Below are 16465 nucleotides of genomic sequence, written 5' to 3' on the forward strand. Positions count from 1 at the left end.
GCGGCGCGGTCGGAACGCGCGTGGAACAGCACGCACGAAAACGGTGAAGGGCCGTCGCTCCCCCGCTCGGGAGCGACGGCCCTTCACCGTTCGCGGCGCTGCGGTCCTACGGTCCTGCGGCGCTGCGGTCCTGCGGTCCTGCGGCGGGTACGCGACATCACCCCCGGCCGGTGACGTCGACGTCGTGAACCTGCCGGACACCGTGCACCGCCGCTTGTGAACTGGGGCGAACAGCCCCCGCGTCACCGAGCACAGGACGGCACCGCCATGACCGGCACCACGGCCACCACCCCCGCCGAACGCACCGTCCCGCCTCCCCGCACCCCCGTGCGCGGCCGGCTCGCCGTCGTCTCCGTCATGCTGGGCATCTTCTCGATCGTCACCACCGAGATCCTGCCGATCGGCCTGCTGACCTCGATCGGGTCCGACTTCGCCGTCTCGGACGGCACGGCGGGCCTGATGATGACCATGCCCGGACTCCTCGCGGCCGTCTCCGCCCCCGTGGTCACGGTGGCCACGGCGCGGGTCGACCGGCGCGTGATGCTCTGCGCCTTCATGCTCCTGCTGGCCCTGGCCGACTTCCTCGTCGCCGCCGCGAGCGACTACCGACTCGTCCTGGTCTCCCGGGTGATGGTCGGGATCACCATCGGCGGCTTCTGGTCCATCGGCGCCGGACTGGCGGGCCGGCTGGTCCGCCCGGCATCGGTCGGCCGGGCGACAGCGGTGATCTTCTCGGCCGTCCCGCTGGGCTCCGTGCTCGGCGTCCCCGCCGGTACGTTCCTCGGCGGCCTGGCCGGCTGGCGGACGGCGTTCGTGGTCATGGGGGCGCTGAGCGTGGGCGTACTGGCCCTGATGCTCCTGGTGGTTCCGCCCCTGCCGCCCGCACAGGTCACCCGCGCGCGCCTGCTGGGCACGGTACTGGCCCGGCCCGGCACCCGGTTCGCCCTTCTCCTCACCTTCCTCGTCGTTCTGGCCCACTTCGCGACGTACACCTACGTCACCCCCTTCCTGGAGCGGGTCACGCACGCCGGTCCGACACTGATCACGGTGTTCCTGCTGGTCTACGGAGCCGCCGGGATCGTCGGCAACTTCGTCGGCGGCGCACTGGTGACGCGCCGCCCGCGCCTCGCGGTCTCCCTCGCCGCGGGCCTGATCGCCGCCTCGGCCGCCCTGCTCCCGGTCCTGGGCGGGCGGCCGGCCGGAGCCGTCGCGCTGCTGGCCGTCTGGGGAGTGGCCTACGGTGCGGTGCCGGTCTGCTCGCAGACCTGGTTCGCCGGGGCCGCGCCCGAGGCGCCCGAAGCCGCGTCCGTCCTGTTCACCGCGTCCTTCCAGGCGACCTTCGCCCTCGGTGCCCTGACGGGCGGAGCCGTACTGGACCACGTCTCCGTGTCGGCGGTCATGACGCTCGGCGGCGCGACCGCGGCCCTCGCGGTGATCGCGGCGGCCGTGGCGGGGCCACGCCCCGGGAGCCCCCGCGTCCGGGCGCGGGGGTGAACCGCACCGCCCCGGGCACGGTGGCCCGCCCCCGTACGTGGTGGGGAGAACCCCACCACGGCATGCGGTGCTGGCACCCCGATGAATTCGGGGGGCCGCTTTACTGCCCGATTCTTCTGCCGACAGCACGATGTGTGTATGCAGCAGACGCAGGCTCATTCACCCGGTCGCGGCCGTGATCCATTCATAGATGTCATCAGGGCACTGTGCGTGCTGGCAGTTGTTTCCCAGCACTGGCTCATGCCCGTACTCGCCTACGAGAACGGGCACTTGAGCACCGGAAATGCGCTCGCGAGTCCCGGCTGGTGGATCGTCACCTGGCTGACTCAGGTCATGCCCATGGTTTTCTTCGCCGGTGGCGCCGCCAATTTCTTCTCGTTCCGGCCGACGAAATCGACGCGCGCCTGGCTCCGGAGCAGAATCGCGCGCCTCCTGGTGCCGGTCGTGCCCCTGGCGGCCGTATGGCTGCTGCTGCCCCATGTGCTGATCGGCGCGGGGGTGCCGGAGCAGCCGGTGCTGCTGGCGGGCAGGATCGCCGGTCAACTGCTCTGGTTCCTCGCCGTCTACGTCCTCGTGGTCGCGCTCACCCCGGTGATGTACCGGTGGTACCGCCGGTACGGGTGGCGCGTGGTCGGCGTACTCGCCGCCTGCGCCCTGGTCGTCGACGTGCTGCGCTTCGAGGCCGGCCCCGCGATCGGTTTCGTGAACGCCCTGTTCGTCTGGCTGGCGGTCCACCAGATCGGCTTCCACTACGCCGACGGCGGTCTGCGCGTACGGAGCGGATGGCCGTCGGCTGTGCTGTCCGCGGCCGGCTTCGGCCTCACCGCGGCCGCCGTGTTCTTCGGGCCCTACCCGGCGTCGATGATCGGAATGCCCGGCGCCCCGGTCTCCAACATGAGCCCTCCGACCGCGCTGATGCTGTCGCTGGCGGTCGGCCAGCTCGGACTCTGGCTGACGCTCCGGCCCGTCATCACCCGGCTCGCCGCACGTCCGTCGGCCGCCGCCGTCCTGCGGTGGTGCGGAACCCGGTTCATGACCCTGTATCTCTGGCACATGCCCGCGCTCGTGATGACGGCGGGAATCGCGATCGTCGGACTCGGATTCTCGACACCGGTCCCCGGCAGCCCGATGTGGTTCGCGGTGGCACCGCTGTGGGTCGGCGTTTCGGGAGTATTCCTGATGTGCTTCACCAGGACGTTCGGCCGGTTCGAATTCCGTCGCCGTTCCGGTACGGCATCGGAAATGGGACTCGGCAAGCTCGTTCTCGCCGCGGTCCTTTCCGCCGGCGGCCTTCTCGGGCTCGCCGCCCAGGGATTCGTCTCCCCCGGAAATCCGCTCGCTCCGGTGCTCTGGGTGGCCCTGGTGCTGACGGGACTGCTCGTCGTACGGGAGCGGACCGCCCCGGCGGCCATGGCCGGACAGGGCGCCCGCCTCGTGCCCGTTCAGCTGGGTGTGCGCCATGAGGATGCCGGGAGCGAGGGCGCCCGCACCGAGGAGGTCCGGGGCGGGAACGCCGGGGATGAGCATGCCCGGACCGGGGAGGTCCGGGGCGAGGAGGTCCGGGTTCTCGCCCGGCACGGCAGCGGGTGAGGGTCTCGCACTCCGGTGCGGGGGCCGGGCGGGGGTTCCCCCGCCCGGCCCCCGCGCTTCCGCGTCTCACGCCCCGTCGGCCGCGAGTTGTTGCCGGACCAGTCCGACCAGACCGTCGACGAGGGGGCCGGGCCCGATGGACGGGTCGAGCGACCGCTGGAGCAGATAGCCGTCGATCGCCGCCGTGAGGGTGACCGCCACGGCGAGCGGGTGCGCGACACCCCGGGCCCCGAACCAGTCGCACAGCCGCTGCCGCAACTCGGCCAGCAGGGCGGCGATCTCGGCGCGCAGCTCGTCGTCCCGGCTCGCGGCGACGAGGGACTCGTAGAGCAGCAGCAGTTCCGGATCGCGCGGATCGTTGGCGGACAACGCCCGGAGCATGGTCTCCACCGCCTCGGCCGGATCCTCCGACGACAGGGCCCCGTCGATCCGGTCGAGGAAGAACGTCCGGATCTTCCGCACCGCGGCGATGCGCCGGAGTTCGCCGATGCTCCCCACGTGGTAGTGGATCACCCCGGTGTTCACACCCGCGCGCTCCGCCACCCGCCGACTGCTCACGTCGCCCCAGCCCAGCTCGGGAATGAGGGAGGCGGCGGCTTCGATGATCTTCTCGCGGGTCTCCGTCCCGCGCGAGGAGTTCGCGGGCCCGTCGCTCACAGCCGTACCCCCTGGATCGCGATCACGGCGAGCACACCGGCCGAGGCCAGCGCGATCGCTTCGAGAACGAGCAACTGTACCGGCAGGGGGTCGCGCACGACGGGGAAGACCGCCCCGAGGTCGGCCGCGAAGACCGCGACGTGGCCGAGGCTCAGCACCAGCGCCGCCACGAAGGCCCAGTGCTGCCCGGCCATGGCGAACCCGGCCACCACGAAGCCGGCCAGCCCGAGGGAGGTCAGATACACGTTGAAGCCGTTGTACTGCCACCGGGGAAGCGAGGAGAAGTCCCTCGTGTCGATCAGCTTCCCCGGGACCATGGGAATCAGCAGCAGCGTCTCCCAGACCAGGAGTGCCGCGGTCACCGTCGCCAACAAGGATTGATTCATCACGCTCTCCGTCACCTGTGCGGGGGAAGTCGGCCGTCCTTTTGGACGATAGTCCTGGACAGTCGTCCAAATCAACCGGAGAGGTAGTCCTCGTCGCAGCCGGCCTCCTCCGCGCCCACGGTCGGCCTGCCGTCACGCACAGCACCAGCGCGACGCGCCACAACCCCGAGGGCAGGACACACAGCGGAGTGACAGGGGCGCCCCGGACCGCCCGGCGGGGAACGGGCCCGACGAGCTCACGGCCGGGCGCGCGCCGACCGGCGCCTCCGAGAAGGGCGTCGGCACATCGAATGCCCCAACCGCACGAAAATCCGCATGGGCTAGGCTCGCCGGGGTGCAGTGAGGGGCCTCGAACAGGGTCCGGGTCACCCGTGCCGCCGGATCGGAACCGCCACCGGCCCCGCCCCGCCCTGAGCAGCAGCCCCGGAGAAACCGGAAGAAACTGTTCAGGTATCGGCCCCATGGGCCGGGATGTGAGGCCGCCCGTGCGGGACTACTTGCTCATGCTGCTCATCACGGCCGCGGTGACCCTTCTCCTGACCGGCCCCGTCCGGAAGTTCGCCATCTCGATCGGGGCGATGCCGGAGATCCGGGCCCGCGACGTCCACCGCGAACCCACCCCGCGCCTGGGCGGCGTGGCCATGTTCGGCGGGCTGCTCGCCGGGTACCTCGTGGCCTCGCACCTGCCCCATCTCGAAGAGATCTTCGCCCAGAGCTCGACACCGCGGGCCCTGCTGTCCGGGGCCGCCCTGATCTGGCTCCTGGGGGTGCTCGACGACAAATGGGGCGTCGACTCGCTGATCAAGCTCGGCGGCCAGGTGATCGCCGCCGGGGTGATGGCGTTCCAGGGCCTGACCATCCTCTGGCTCCCCGTGCCCGGCACCGACGGGATCTACCTCTCCGACGGCCAGGGCACCCTGCTGACCGTGGCGTTGATCGTGGTCACCATCAACGCGGTCAACTTCGTCGACGGCCTGGACGGACTGGCCGCCGGAACGGTGGGCATCGCGGCGACGGCGTTCTTCCTGTACGGCTACCGGCTCTGGTACGGCTACGGGATCGAGGCCGCCGCGTCCACCACGCTGTTCTCCGCGATCCTGGCCGGCATGTGCCTCGGCTTCCTGGTCCACAACTCGCACCCGGCCCGGATCTTCATGGGCGACTCCGGCTCGATGCTGCTGGGGCTGCTCATCGCCGGATGCGCGGTCTCCGTCACCGGCGAGGTGGACCCCAGCCTCCTCAAGCAGTCGGTCGACGGCTCGTCCGGCTCGGCCGCGATGGTGCCGGTCTACATCCCGCTGCTGCTGCCGCTGTCCGTCATCGCACTGCCGGTCGCGGACCTGGTGCTCGCCGTCGTCCGGCGCACCTGGAACGGGATGTCCCCCTTCGCCGCCGACAAGGGCCACCTCCACCACCGCCTGCTCCAGCTCGGCCACTCGCACCGCCGGGCCGTGCTGCTCATGTACTTCTGGTCGGCGCTGTTCTCGTTCGGGATCGTGGCCTTCTCGGCACGCGGCGCCAAGTCCTGGATCCTGTACGGCGTCGCGTTCGTCTGCGGGGTCGGCCTCCTCCTGCTGCTCCAGCCCCGCTACGGCTCCGGCCTCACCCTCCGCCGGAAGCGACCCGAACCCCCGACGACACCCTCCAAAACCCCCGACCGACGCATCCCCGCGAACACCGGCCACCGAAACGGCTGACGACCCGCCCCACCCGAACGGCTCCCTCTCTCAACTTCCGCTCGGCGAGCCCGTGGGAATCGGTTCGCTCGACGACCAGAAGGAATCATTCACGTTGGGCCGCGGAACGGGGTAGTCGTAGTCGGGCCCGTTCGGGGAGGCAGAGGGCGCTGCCACTTCCGACTTCTCGACGCAGGGAGAGTCGGCGGAAAAGGTGAACTGCCCCTCCCCTCCCACGCTCACGGAGATCCCGAATCCGTCATCCGTCGCCGCGAAGATCGCAGGAAACTCGCGACTCCTGTTGACGGACTTGATTGCGTACCCACGCTTCTCCCACGAACGTTGCACCATGCCGAGCAGGTTGCCGCGCCGTTCCTCGGAGACGATCGTCATCACCACCCGCCGTCGGGTCACATCGCACTTTCCCGTCGTGGTCGCACCATGCGTCCAGCGCAGGCTGGGCATGATCGCGTTCATCGTCGCATCCAGCATGCCGTCCTGGCGCTGCGCGGCTTCTTGCATGGTCATCCCCATGGCCTTCTCATGCTCCCCTGCCGTATCTCCGGAAGTATCCCCATTCGCGCTGCACGCCGAAGCCGCCAGGCAGGCGGCAAAAGCGACCAGAGCGGCCCTGCGAATCTTCGTCACCGTGGCTGCTCCCTGCTGATTTCGCTCGAATTACCGGACACGATCAAAGAAATGTTTCTCTCCGACTCGGACGGCCGCCTGGCACCCACTCCGTCATTGACGTCGAAGTAGTCGGAGTGGGCAGGAGTCGCACCTTCACCACCGATGAATGGCGCTGGGCCGTCATCCACCGCAAAACGTGTCGCACCGAATTCACGGTGGGACGGATCGGTTCCGAACCACACCTGACTGCCGGAAGGGTCCGCAAGCACGGCAGGAATGATCCCGCTCACGAGCCCCGCAGCCTGCGTTCTCGATGGCAGCCTGGTCACCAGGTCATTGTCGGACGCTCCGACAAAAACATGGCTCTTGTCCACGTTCAATTCCTGGGCATGGCTGGCACCCGTCCCGGGGCTGCCCACCAGGACGATGTCGTCGGCGCCAGGAATCCCGCCGTCACGTTGCGCAGCCTGGCCGACAGTGAAGGATCCATACGAATGGCCAATCGCTGTGATGTGCGGATCGGCGTGCTCGTTCGTTGCGGAGATTCCTGCCATGAAATTGTTGTAGGACGTAGCTCCGGCACTTGCCTTCTCCGCACCCATGACGTCAAGGTTTCGAATGTTTTGCGGCAAGTCGCTGTCAAAGCCGATCTGCGGGGCGTCGTAGCCGAGCCAGGCGATCGAAGCACTCGATGCATCGAACGACTGGGCATCGATAGCGATGTCACTGGCCCGTTTGAGGTCGCCCCCTGCGAAACCTGCATCCAGTGACGTGCCCAGACCGGGAACGTAAGCAGAGACATTCCTCGCCGTGTCGGGGTTCCCGTAGGCGACGATGGCCCGGCCGTTCCCCTCGGCAGCGATCCCCAGCAGATACATGGGAGGAGCCTTCGGATCCTGGTGCAGCAGCTTGCGCTGGATCTCTTTCAGCCCCTCCACCATGGTCTGGGACTTCGCGTCCTGTTGACCGTCCAGCTGGGCAATGAGCATCTGGAGGTTCTCGCAGTTCGCCTCGTCGCGTGCCAGGGCCGGGATGCCGTCCAGGTTGCCGATCAGCCCCGGGAACGCGGAGATGTACTCCTCGCGCTGCTCCTCGCTGAGGTGGTCCCACCACTCCTTGCGTTCTGCGGGGGACCTGTCGAGCGGGAGGTTCTTCCCCAGGTGCTCCCTCGCGGCCCCGCTCACCGCATCGGCGTCGGACGCGACGTCCGCCCACGTCCTGCTGTCGACCGTGAGGCCCGGGGCGGCCCTGAGCTTGTCGAGTGCCGAGCTGTACCGCTCGTCGATCTCGTGCGCCTCCCGCAGGGCGTGGGCGATGCGGTCGGCGATGTCCTGGGCCTTGGCGCGGTGCGGGTTGGGGTTCTTCGGGGTGGGGGTGCCGGGGGCCCTGGCGGGGTCGTACATGCCGTTGGCGTCGTAGTACAGCCCCGGGTTTCCGGCGCCGATGAGGCCGTTGTCGCCCACCACGGAGCCACCGGGGAAGGTGTCGCCGGTCAGCTCGTTGCTGCCGCCGGCCGGGTAGTCGACGCTGCCGTTGTCGTCGACGGTGTACCCGAGGGAGACCGCGTCGGCGAGGGCGTCGCGTAACTTGCGTTGTGGGGCGGACAGTTCGTCGGCCAGCCCGTCGAGGGTGCCTCGGATCAGGCCGGTCTCGGTGTGGACGTAGTGGTAGTTCTCGCTCAGCCGCCCCAGCCGTTTCACGGCCGCCCGGGCGGACTCGCTGTCCTGGGTTCTGGTGAGCCTGCCGCTCATGTCGCCGTCGACGCGTTCGCGGGCGGCGTCGGCGAACGCGGAGGCGGCGCGCCAGCCGTCGGCCGCCTCGGTCAGTTCCGCCGGCCTGAGGTCGCGAAGACGCTGCCAGGTCAGCCCGGGTGCTGCGCCCATGGCCTACTCACCCCTCCGGGTGCCGGGCACCGTGACCGCCTCGGCGCTGTTCCCCACCTCGGCGTCCACTTCGCCCAGGATCACGGCCACCTGCCGCAACTTCGGTTCCAGGGAACCGCATTCGTCACGGAGCCTGCCGAGGCGTTCGTCCCACGAGGCGAGTACGGACTTGAGCGCTCCGAGGCAGGCCAGCCCGGTCAGCCCGTCGGCGGTGCCTTCGTGGGACCTGCGCAGGTCGGCCCGCGCGGTGGTGGTACCGGTCCGGAGGTCGCCCGCGGTGCCGGCCGCCCGTGTCCACGGGGCGCCCCCGTGCCTGAGTGTTCCGGCGCCGCCCCCACCACCGCTCTCCGGCAGGCCGTCGATCCGTAATCGCGTGGGGTGCTGCCCGGCGGCCTGTTCCTTGAGTCGTTCCCACTCGTCCCACGCCATGCGCGCGTCCTCCCGTGCCCGAGCACCCCGCCCGCGGCGGCCCGTGCTCGTCGTGACTGTCGCCACAGACGTTACGGACGGGCGCTGGGTGTCACGTCCGTACGGTCACTCGTATGAGGTATGAGTACCCGTACCTGTCCGCCGGGGCCGGGGGACGTGCGCGGCCGGTCAGGCCCTCGGGGCCACCTTGGAGAGGCCGTTGATGATGCGGTCCATCGCGTCGCCGCCCGTGGGGTCGGTGAGGTTGGCGAGCATCTTCAGCGTGAACTTCATCAGCAGCGGGTGCGTCAGGCCGCGCTGGGTGGCGATCTTCATGATCTTCGGGTTGCCGATCAGCTTCACGAAGGCGCGGCCCATCGTGTAGTAACCGCCGTAGGTCTCCTTGAGCACCTTCGGGTAGTTGTTCAGCGCCAGTTCGCGCTGCGCGGGGGTGGTGCGGGCGTGGGCCTGGACGATGACGTCGGCGGCGATCTGGCCCGACTCCATGGCGTACGCGATGCCTTCGCCGTTGAACGGGTTGACCATGCCGCCCGCGTCGCCGACGAGCAGCAGGCCCCTGGTGTAGTGCGGCTGGCGGTTGAAGGCCATCGGGAGGGCGGCGCCGCGGATCGGCCCCGTCATGTTCTCCGGGGTGTAGCCCCAGTCCTCCGGCATCGAGGCGCACCACGCCTTGAGGACCTCGCGCCAGTCCAGCTCCTTGAAGGCGGAGGAGGAGTTGAGGATGCCGAGGCCGACGTTGGACGTACCGTCGCCCATACCGAAGATCCAGCCGTAGCCGGGCAGCAGCCGGTCCTGGGGGCCGCGGCGGTCCCACAGTTCCAGCCAGGACTCCAGGTAGTCGTCGTCGTGGCGGGGCGAGGTGAAGTACGTGCGCACGGCGACGCCCATCGGGCGGTCCTCGCGGCGGTGCAGGCCCATGGCGAGCGACAGCCGGGTGGAGTTGCCGTCGGCGGCGACGACGAGCGGGGCGTGGAAGGTGACCGGGGTCTTCTCCTCGCCGAGCTTGGCGGTGACGCCGGTGATGCGGCCGGTGCGGTCGTCGACGACCGGGGCGCCGACGTTGCAGCGCTCGTACAGCCTCGCGCCGGCCTTCTGCGCCTGGCGGGCCAGCTGTTCGTCGAAGTCGTCGCGCTTGCGGACCAGTCCGTAGTTCGGGTACGCGGCGAGGTCCGGCCAGTCCAGCTGGAGGCGGACGCCGCCGCCGATGATCCGCAGGCCCTTGTTGCGCAGCCAGCCGGCCTCTTCGGAGATGTCGATGCCCATGGCGACGAGCTGCTTGGTGGCGCGCGGGGTGAGGCCGTCGCCGCAGACCTTCTCGCGGGGGAAGGCCGTCTTCTCCAGGAGCAGGACGTCCAGTCCGGCCTTGGCGAGGTAGTACGCGGTCGTGGATCCGGCCGGGCCTGCCCCGACGACGATCACATCCGCGCTGTGCTCGGAGAGGAGCTGCTCGGTCACGGTCGGATCTCCCGAAGACTCGAAATCGCGTGCCGCGCGGCACCTGTCCCGTGCAGTCTATGGGGGTCTGCTGATCAACTTCCGAAGGGCTCCCAGATGTCGACCGAGCATTCCGGCGTTCCCTCCGCTCCCTCCCTGCGGCTGCGCGTCCCGACCGACGAGGACGCGCTCGCCTGGCACCGCGCCTTCGACGACCCCGAGGTGATGGAGTTCTTCGGCGGCGTGCCGGAGGAGCTCTCCCTGTACGAGGAGTGGACCGCCCGTCAGCGCAAGCTCGACGCGGAGCTCGGCTACTGCCTCTGGACGGTGCTCGACGAGGACGGCGAGGTGGTCGGCTTCACCGGTGCCCAGCCCTGGCCGCGGACCGAGTACGGCCCGGTGGGCGAGATCGAGATCGGCTGGCGGCTGGCCAGGCCGGCCTGGGGCCGGGGGTACGCCACCACCGCCGCGCGCATCACGATGGAGCGGCTGCGCGCGGCGGGGGTGGAACGGGTGGTCGCGTTGATCGACGCGGGCAACGAGCGGTCGATCGCCGTGGCCCGGCGGCTGGGCATGGAACGGGCGGAGAGCTTCACCGACCCGGGGACGGGACGGCGGGTGGACTGCTTCCGGCCGGCATCGTGACCGGGGCCAGGGTCTTTCGTTTGGATCGGGCCGGCTCAGTGACCGGGGCACGCGAGCCCGGCCCGATCCGAACGAGAGGTCCTAGCCGTCCATGAGGAACAGCACGCCCGCGGTGGCGCCGCCGCCGACGAGCAGCGCCGCGAGGAGCGTGCCGGTCCAGACGAACGCGGTGCGCCTGCGGGAACGGGCCGCCGGGGCGGGCCGGGAGACGGACGACGTGCCGGGCGCGGCCGACAGCTGCGCGTCGTACGGGCCGGGTGCCTGGGCCTGCGGCTGGATCGAAGTCTGAGCCGGGTCCTGGGGCGGGGTCGGCGGAGCCGGATGTTCCGGAGTCGCCCGGGGCGGTGCGGGGTGGGCCGGGGTTCCCGGGGCCGCGCCCGGTTGCGCCGGTACGACCGGGGCCGCGCCCGGGTGCACCGGGGGCACGCCCGGGGGCGTCGGGCCGGGCGTGCCGGGCGGGGCGGGCGGAGTGCCCCGGCCCGTCATGCGCAGCAGGTACGGCGCCACGAACACCGCACCGCCCACCCACAGCAGTCCGAACAGCAGCGCGTCCGGCACGCTCGGCGCGAACTCCGCCGTGCCCTGCCCGCCCATCTCCGCGAAACCGCCCGACAGTTCCGTGGACACCCCGCCGATACCGCACAGCACCAGGAACATCGCGAGGAACAGGGCGCCCGCGGCGGCCTGTTCGCGCCGGTCCGCCGAGCGCCGCGCGGCCATGATGCCCACCGCGAGCGCGCACACCACACCGGTCACCACCGCGCAGGTCACCGCCCAGCCGCCGACCTCGTCGCCCAGTTCGGAGAGCCCGAAGCCGCCGTGCTCCGTCCCCGAGCCGAGGTAACCGACCCGGCCCCGCACGTCGTACTCGACCGGGGCGCCCCAGCACACGCCGAGCACCGCGATCCCGATGTTCGGCAGCAGCGGCAGCGCGATCAGCATCGCCTCGCCGTCCACGTCGTCGATGTTGGCGTAGGAGATGAACCCGATCAGGGAGCAGAGCAGGAGCACCGCGCCGAGCGCCCGTACCGCCGTCCCGGCCACCCGGGCCGCGGCGTGCACGGCGGGCCGCTGCGTCCGCCACCGGCCCGAATCGTCGAGGCACAGCGCCCCGGTGGTGACGAGCAGCGACAGGACCAGGGCCCCGAGCGTGGCGAGCAGCGGCGCGGACGAGACCGAGACCCCGGCGATCTCGGGCTGGGAGAACAGCCCGAGCACCAGCACGACGGCCGAGGCCACGAGGCTGATCCGGACCGCGGACTCCATGCCCTCGCCCCGCTTGCGGGCCGCCCTGGCGGCCAGGAACAACGCTCCCAGCCACAGCACGGTGACGGTCAGCGGGACGACGGAGAGCACGGCGCCCCGCGTCACGTCCCCGTCCAGGCCGTAGCCGTCGGAGTCGTAGCCGCCGCCGTAATCGCTTCCGTAGTCGTTCCCGTAGTCCTCCCCGTAGCGGCCGGCCGGACCCACGGCCCGCAGTTCGAAGTTGCCGCCGAACGCCTGGAGCAGCATCGCCAGCGCGATCCGCAGCCGGTCCGTCCAGCCGACGACGACCGTGTCGTCCTGCCCGTACGTGGGGATGGCGAGCGCCACCGCGAGGGCTATCAGCAGTCCGCTGGGCCAGGCCGCCGCCTTCGCGGCACCGGCCCAGCCACCGCGCAGGACGCGGCCGAAGAACTCCCCGACGGGCGACGGCCCGGCAGGGGCCATCGGAGGGGCCGACGGCATCGGCGCGTACCCGGGCGCGGGAACGCCGTACGCGGGAACGCCGGTGGTGGGGGCTCCGGTTGCCGGGGCTCCCGGCGCGGGGCCGGTGGGCGGCGGGGGCTGGAGCGGTGGTGGCTGGAGCGGCGGGGCCGGGGACACCGGCGGCCGGGACGGGGGCTGTGGGGGTGCCGCGTCCGGCGTCGGCGGCGCGGCGGCCTCCGCCGGGGGTGTGTCCGGACGCTCGCGCCCGCATTTCATGCAGAAGCGGGCCTCGTCCGGGGCCGGGGTTCCGCAGAAGGGGCAGTAGGACGACATGAAGGCTCCGACGGCAGATACGGAAACGGGAACAGGGCGCGGGAAGACGTGACCTGTCAGGGACACATCTTCACCGACGCCCGGTTCCCGTCGGCGAAAGTCACCGGAGCGTTACGTGGCGGGCCCGCGCCCGCCGGGGTTCAGGGGCGTACGCCCCGGTGCAGCGCCACCACGCCGCTGGTGAGGTTGCGCCAGGCGACCTTCGACCAGCCGGCCCGCTGGAGCGCTGCCGCGAGACCGGGCTGGTCGGGCCAGTCTCGGATGGACTCGGCGAGGTAGACGTACGCGTCGGGGTTGGACGAGACGGCGCGCGCGACCGGCGGCAGCGCCCGCATCAGGTACTCGGTGTAGACCGTGCGGAACGGCTCCCAGGTCGGCTGGGAGAACTCGCAGATCACCACCCGGCCGCCCGGCTTCGTCACCCGGTACAGCTCGCGCAGCGCGGCGTCCGTGTCCTGGACGTTGCGCAGCCCGAAGGAGATCGTCACCGCGTCGAAGGTCTCGTCGCGGAACGGCAGCCGGGTGGCGTCGCCCGCGGTGAAGGGCAGCCAGGAGTGGCGCTTCTTGCCCTCCTCCAGCATGCCGAGGGAGAAGTCGCACGGCACGACGTACGCGCCCGTCGCGGCGAACGGCAGCGACGACGTCGCCGTGCCCGCCGCCAGGTCGAGGACCTTCTCCGCGGGCCGGGCGTGCACCGCCTTCGCGACCTCCTTCCGCCACAGTCTGGCCTGGCCGAGGGACAGCACGTCGTTGGTGAGGTCGTAGTTCGCCGCCACCTTGTCGAACATCGTGGCGACTTCGTGCGGCTGCTTGTCCAGGGAGGCTCGGGTCACCCGTCCATTCAAGCAGCCCGGTCCGCGGCGCCACGCGTCGGCCGGGAGTCACCGTCCAATGGACTGAACCAACCGGGTCCGTCGGCGGTCAGTACAGGAGGGGGCACCGGGCCTCCCGGGGCCGGGGAGGCACGGATGTCGGTACGGAATGCGCGTCGGCGGGGGCGGCCGGAGCGGGGCCGCGGCCGGCTGTGGGCCGTGGTCGTCGTACCGGCGGCGCTGGTCTGTGCCGTGGTCGTGGCGGGGCCGCCCCGGCTCACCGGGGACGGGGAGGAGCCGGAGGCGCCCGCCGCGTCCAGGACGTCGCCGGACGGCACCGGCGCGTTCGCCGTCGCCCGCGCCGAGCCCCGGGACGGCAGGAAGCGGGACGGCAAGCCGTACCGGGTCGAGGTGGAGAAGGGCACGGGCGTCGATCCGGACCGGGCCGCCGCCGAGATCGCCCGCGTCCTGGCCTCGCCGCGCGGCTGGTCGCACCACGGCGAGCACACCTTCCGCCGGGTCTCCGAAGGACCGGCCGGTCTGGTGATCCGCATCGCCACGCCCGCGACCACCGACACCGTCTGCGGCCAAAGCGGCCTCGACACCCACGGCGAGGTCAACTGCCGGGTCGGCACCGACGTCATGGTCAACCTCAAGCGCTGGCAGCAGGGGTCGCCCGAGTTCCGCGGCCCGCTGGCCGAGTACCGCGCCCTGATCATCAACCACGAGGTGGGCCACTGGCTGGGCCGGGGCCACGAGACCTGCCCGGGCAGCGGCCGCCCCGCCCCCGCGATGATGCAGCAGATATACGGGCTGAAGGGCTGCGTCTCCAACGCCTGGCCGTACGACGCGAAGGGGCGCTACCTGGGCGGCCCCGCGGTGCCGTGACGGGGCCGGGCCGAAGCGCCCCTCAGCGGCGCCGGAAGACCAGCCGTCCGTCGAGCACCGTCGCCGTGCAGCACCCGGCGCCCTCGGCGAGCAGCGCCGCCAGGTCCGGTGCGTCGAACACCGCCAGGTCCGCCGGGCCGCCGATGTCGAGGGCCGTCGCGAACGCCCCGGCCGGTCCCGGACCGGCGGCCAGCGGGTCCAGCGCCGCGGGTCCCGCCGCCGGTCCGGCGGGGGCGTGGACGCGCAGGCCCGAGCGGGCGACGGCGGTGCGCACGGCGGGCCGGACGAAGGGGCCCCGGACGGCGGTCGTGCCGTGCCGCAGCATGCGTTGCAGTCCGCGCCGGGCGCTCGCGCCCCAGCGTGCGTCGTCCATGCCGAGCGCGGCGAGCGCGTCGCCGGTGAGCGGCCGGTCGCCGAGCTCGTCCGCCTCTCGCGGGTCCGGGTGGTAGGCGGCCTCCAGCAGTTCCGGGGCACCCGCGTTCAGCAGCCCCGGGGTGATCAGGCCGGACCACCGCCGGATCCGGGCCGCCGGCCGGGCGGCGGCCAGTTCCGCGCACGGCCCGACGGCGACGACCACGGCACCGTCCACGGCCACGGCGTCGGCCCCGTCCGGTCCCCCGTGCACCGCGTCGGCGGCGTGGATCGTCAGCAAAGCGGCCTCAGTTGGCGTTCAGGAGCTTCAGTTCGGGGTGCGCCGTGCCGCCCTCGATCGCCGTGGACGAGATGTGCGAGACCACCCGGTCGTCGACCGGGTCGTTCGCCGGGTCGTCGTGGACGACGAGGTGCTCGTACGTGGTGGCGCGCTGCGCCGGTACCCGGCCCGCCTTGCGGATCAGGTCGATGATCTCCATCCGGTTGGAGCGGTGCTTGGCACCGGCCGAGGAGACCACGTTCTCCTCCAGCATGATCGAACCGAGGTCGTCGGCGCCGTAGTGCAGGGTCAGCTGGCCGACCTCCTTGCCGGTGGTCAGCCAGGAGCCCTGGATGTGCGCGACGTTGTCGAGGAAGAGCCGGGCGATGGCGATCATCCGCAGGTACTCGAAGAGCGTGGCCTGCGTCCGGCCCTTCAGGTGGTTGTTCTCCGGCTGGTACGTGTACGGGATGAACGCCCGGAAGCCGCCCGTCCGGTCCTGGACGTCGCGGATCATCCGCAGGTGCTCGATGCGCTCGGCGTTGGTCTCGCCGGTGCCCATGAGCATGGTGGAGGTGGACTCGACGCCGAGGCCGTGCGCGATCTCCATGATCTCCAGCCAGCGTTCGCCGGACTCCTTGAGCGGGGCGATCGCCTTGCGCGGCCTGGCCGGCAGCAGCTCGGCACCGGCGCCCGCGAAGGAGTCGAGACCGGCACCGTGGATGCGCCGGATGGCCTCCTCGACGGAGACCCCGGAGATCCGGGCCATGTGCTCGACCTCGGAGGCGCCCAGCGAGTGGATGACCAGTTGCGGGAACGCCTTCTTGATCGCGGAGAAGTGCTCCTCGTAGTACTCGACGCCGTAGTCCGGGTGGTGGCCGCCCTGGAACATGATCTGGGTGCCGCCGAGTTCGACGGTCTCCGCGCAGCGGCGCAGGATGTCGTCGAGGTCGCGGGTCCAGCCCTTGGCGGTGTCCTTCGGCGCGGCGTAGAAGGCGCAGAACTTGCAGGCCGTGACGCACACGTTCGTGTAGTTGATGTTGCGCTCGATGATGTACGTCGCGATGTGCTCCGTACCGGCGTAGCGCCGTCGGCGAGCGGCGTCGGCGGCCGCGCCCAGGGCGTGCAGCGGCGCCGAACGGTAGAGGTCGAGCGCCTCTTCCGCGGAGATCCGACCGCCTTCGGCGGCTCGGTCGAGGATGGGCTGAAGGTCGGCCTTCTCGGTCACCGGGCTGTCACCTTTCGGCGGTTTTTCAACGATCTACGGACCGGTTCAGCGTACGCCAGC

At 71.3% G+C, this 16465-nt stretch carries 15 protein-coding genes; 5 read left to right on the forward strand and 10 right to left on the reverse strand.

Annotation, left to right across the window (positions count from 1 at the left end; translation table 11 throughout):
- Window positions 1-267: 267 nt before the first annotated feature.
- Window positions 268-1494: an MFS transporter gene (locus tag ACFYW1_RS15080; RefSeq protein ID WP_388991647.1), complete on the forward strand. Its 1227-nt coding sequence runs from the start codon at window positions 268-270 to the stop codon at window positions 1492-1494.
- A 138-nt stretch (window positions 1495-1632) separates the two neighbouring features.
- Window positions 1633-3084 carry an acyltransferase gene (locus ACFYW1_RS15085; RefSeq protein ID WP_388991650.1) on the forward strand — a complete coding sequence of 484 codons (1452 nt, stop codon included), beginning with the start codon at window positions 1633-1635 and terminating at the stop codon, window positions 3082-3084.
- A 66-nt stretch (window positions 3085-3150) separates the two neighbouring features.
- Here the strand turns inward: ACFYW1_RS15085 and ACFYW1_RS15090 are convergent, their stop codons facing one another.
- Both ACFYW1_RS15090 and ACFYW1_RS15095 read right to left on the reverse strand, forming a co-directional pair.
- Window positions 3151-3741 carry a TetR/AcrR family transcriptional regulator gene (locus tag ACFYW1_RS15090; protein WP_388991653.1) on the reverse strand — a complete coding sequence of 197 codons (591 nt, stop codon included), beginning with the start codon at window positions 3739-3741 and terminating at the stop codon, window positions 3151-3153.
- Window positions 3738-4127: a hypothetical protein gene (locus tag ACFYW1_RS15095; protein WP_388991656.1), complete on the reverse strand. Its 390-nt coding sequence runs from the start codon at window positions 4125-4127 to the stop codon at window positions 3738-3740. Before ACFYW1_RS15095 ends, ACFYW1_RS15090 begins: the two co-directional genes overlap by 4 nt.
- 485 nt (window positions 4128-4612) lie before the next feature.
- Between ACFYW1_RS15095 and ACFYW1_RS15100 the strand changes: the two genes are divergently transcribed.
- On the forward strand, window positions 4613-5824 hold the full coding sequence (locus ACFYW1_RS15100; protein ID WP_388991659.1) for an MraY family glycosyltransferase: 1212 nt from the start codon (window positions 4613-4615) through the stop codon (window positions 5822-5824).
- A 30-nt stretch (window positions 5825-5854) separates the two neighbouring features.
- Here the strand turns inward: ACFYW1_RS15100 and ACFYW1_RS15105 are convergent, their stop codons facing one another.
- From ACFYW1_RS15105 to ACFYW1_RS15120, 4 genes are all read right to left on the reverse strand, one after another.
- Window positions 5855-6451 (reverse strand): hypothetical protein, encoded by a 597-nt coding sequence (locus tag ACFYW1_RS15105; RefSeq protein WP_388991662.1) that lies wholly within the window; start codon window positions 6449-6451, stop codon window positions 5855-5857.
- Window positions 6448-8316 (reverse strand): alpha/beta hydrolase, encoded by a 1869-nt coding sequence (locus ACFYW1_RS15110; RefSeq protein WP_388991665.1) that lies wholly within the window; start codon window positions 8314-8316, stop codon window positions 6448-6450. The genes ACFYW1_RS15105 and ACFYW1_RS15110 overlap by 4 nt, the downstream gene beginning before the upstream one ends.
- A 3-nt stretch (window positions 8317-8319) precedes the next feature.
- Window positions 8320-8745, reverse strand: coding sequence for an amino acid ABC transporter permease (locus ACFYW1_RS15115; protein WP_388991668.1), 426 nt, complete (start codon window positions 8743-8745; stop codon window positions 8320-8322).
- Between the two features lie 168 nt (window positions 8746-8913).
- Window positions 8914-10200, reverse strand: a complete 1287-nt coding sequence (locus ACFYW1_RS15120; protein ID WP_388991671.1) for a geranylgeranyl reductase family protein — start codon at window positions 10198-10200, stop codon at window positions 8914-8916.
- 96 nt (window positions 10201-10296) lie between these two features.
- Here ACFYW1_RS15120 and ACFYW1_RS15125 point away from each other — a divergent pair, with 96 nt between their 5' ends.
- Window positions 10297-10824: a GNAT family N-acetyltransferase gene (locus tag ACFYW1_RS15125; RefSeq protein ID WP_388991674.1), complete on the forward strand. Its 528-nt coding sequence runs from the start codon at window positions 10297-10299 to the stop codon at window positions 10822-10824.
- 81 nt (window positions 10825-10905) lie between these two features.
- On the opposite strand, the gene ACFYW1_RS15130 is transcribed toward ACFYW1_RS15125, so the two are convergent.
- On the reverse strand, window positions 10906-12846 hold the full coding sequence (locus ACFYW1_RS15130) for a DUF6350 family protein (RefSeq protein ID WP_388991677.1): 1941 nt from the start codon (window positions 12844-12846) through the stop codon (window positions 10906-10908).
- A 140-nt stretch (window positions 12847-12986) separates the two neighbouring features.
- Window positions 12987-13679, reverse strand: coding sequence for a demethylmenaquinone methyltransferase (locus ACFYW1_RS15135; protein WP_388991680.1), 693 nt, complete (start codon window positions 13677-13679; stop codon window positions 12987-12989).
- Window positions 13680-13814: 135 nt separating this feature from the next.
- Here ACFYW1_RS15135 and ACFYW1_RS15140 point away from each other — a divergent pair, with 135 nt between their 5' ends.
- On the forward strand, window positions 13815-14546 hold the full coding sequence (locus ACFYW1_RS15140) for a DUF3152 domain-containing protein (protein ID WP_388991683.1): 732 nt from the start codon (window positions 13815-13817) through the stop codon (window positions 14544-14546).
- Between the two features lie 22 nt (window positions 14547-14568).
- On the opposite strand, the gene ACFYW1_RS15145 is transcribed toward ACFYW1_RS15140, so the two are convergent.
- Both ACFYW1_RS15145 and mqnC read right to left on the reverse strand, forming a co-directional pair.
- On the reverse strand, window positions 14569-15198 hold the full coding sequence (locus ACFYW1_RS15145) for a hypothetical protein (RefSeq protein ID WP_388991686.1): 630 nt from the start codon (window positions 15196-15198) through the stop codon (window positions 14569-14571).
- Between the two features lie 7 nt (window positions 15199-15205).
- A complete protein-coding gene (mqnC, locus tag ACFYW1_RS15150; RefSeq protein WP_388991689.1) occupies window positions 15206-16405 on the reverse strand; it encodes a cyclic dehypoxanthinyl futalosine synthase in 1200 nt (399 codons plus the stop codon).
- Window positions 16406-16465: the final 60 nt, after the last annotated feature.

The organism is Streptomyces sp. NPDC002669, from assembly GCF_042889165.1.
In the GTDB taxonomy this organism is placed as follows: Bacteria; Actinomycetota; Actinomycetes; order Streptomycetales; family Streptomycetaceae; genus Streptomyces.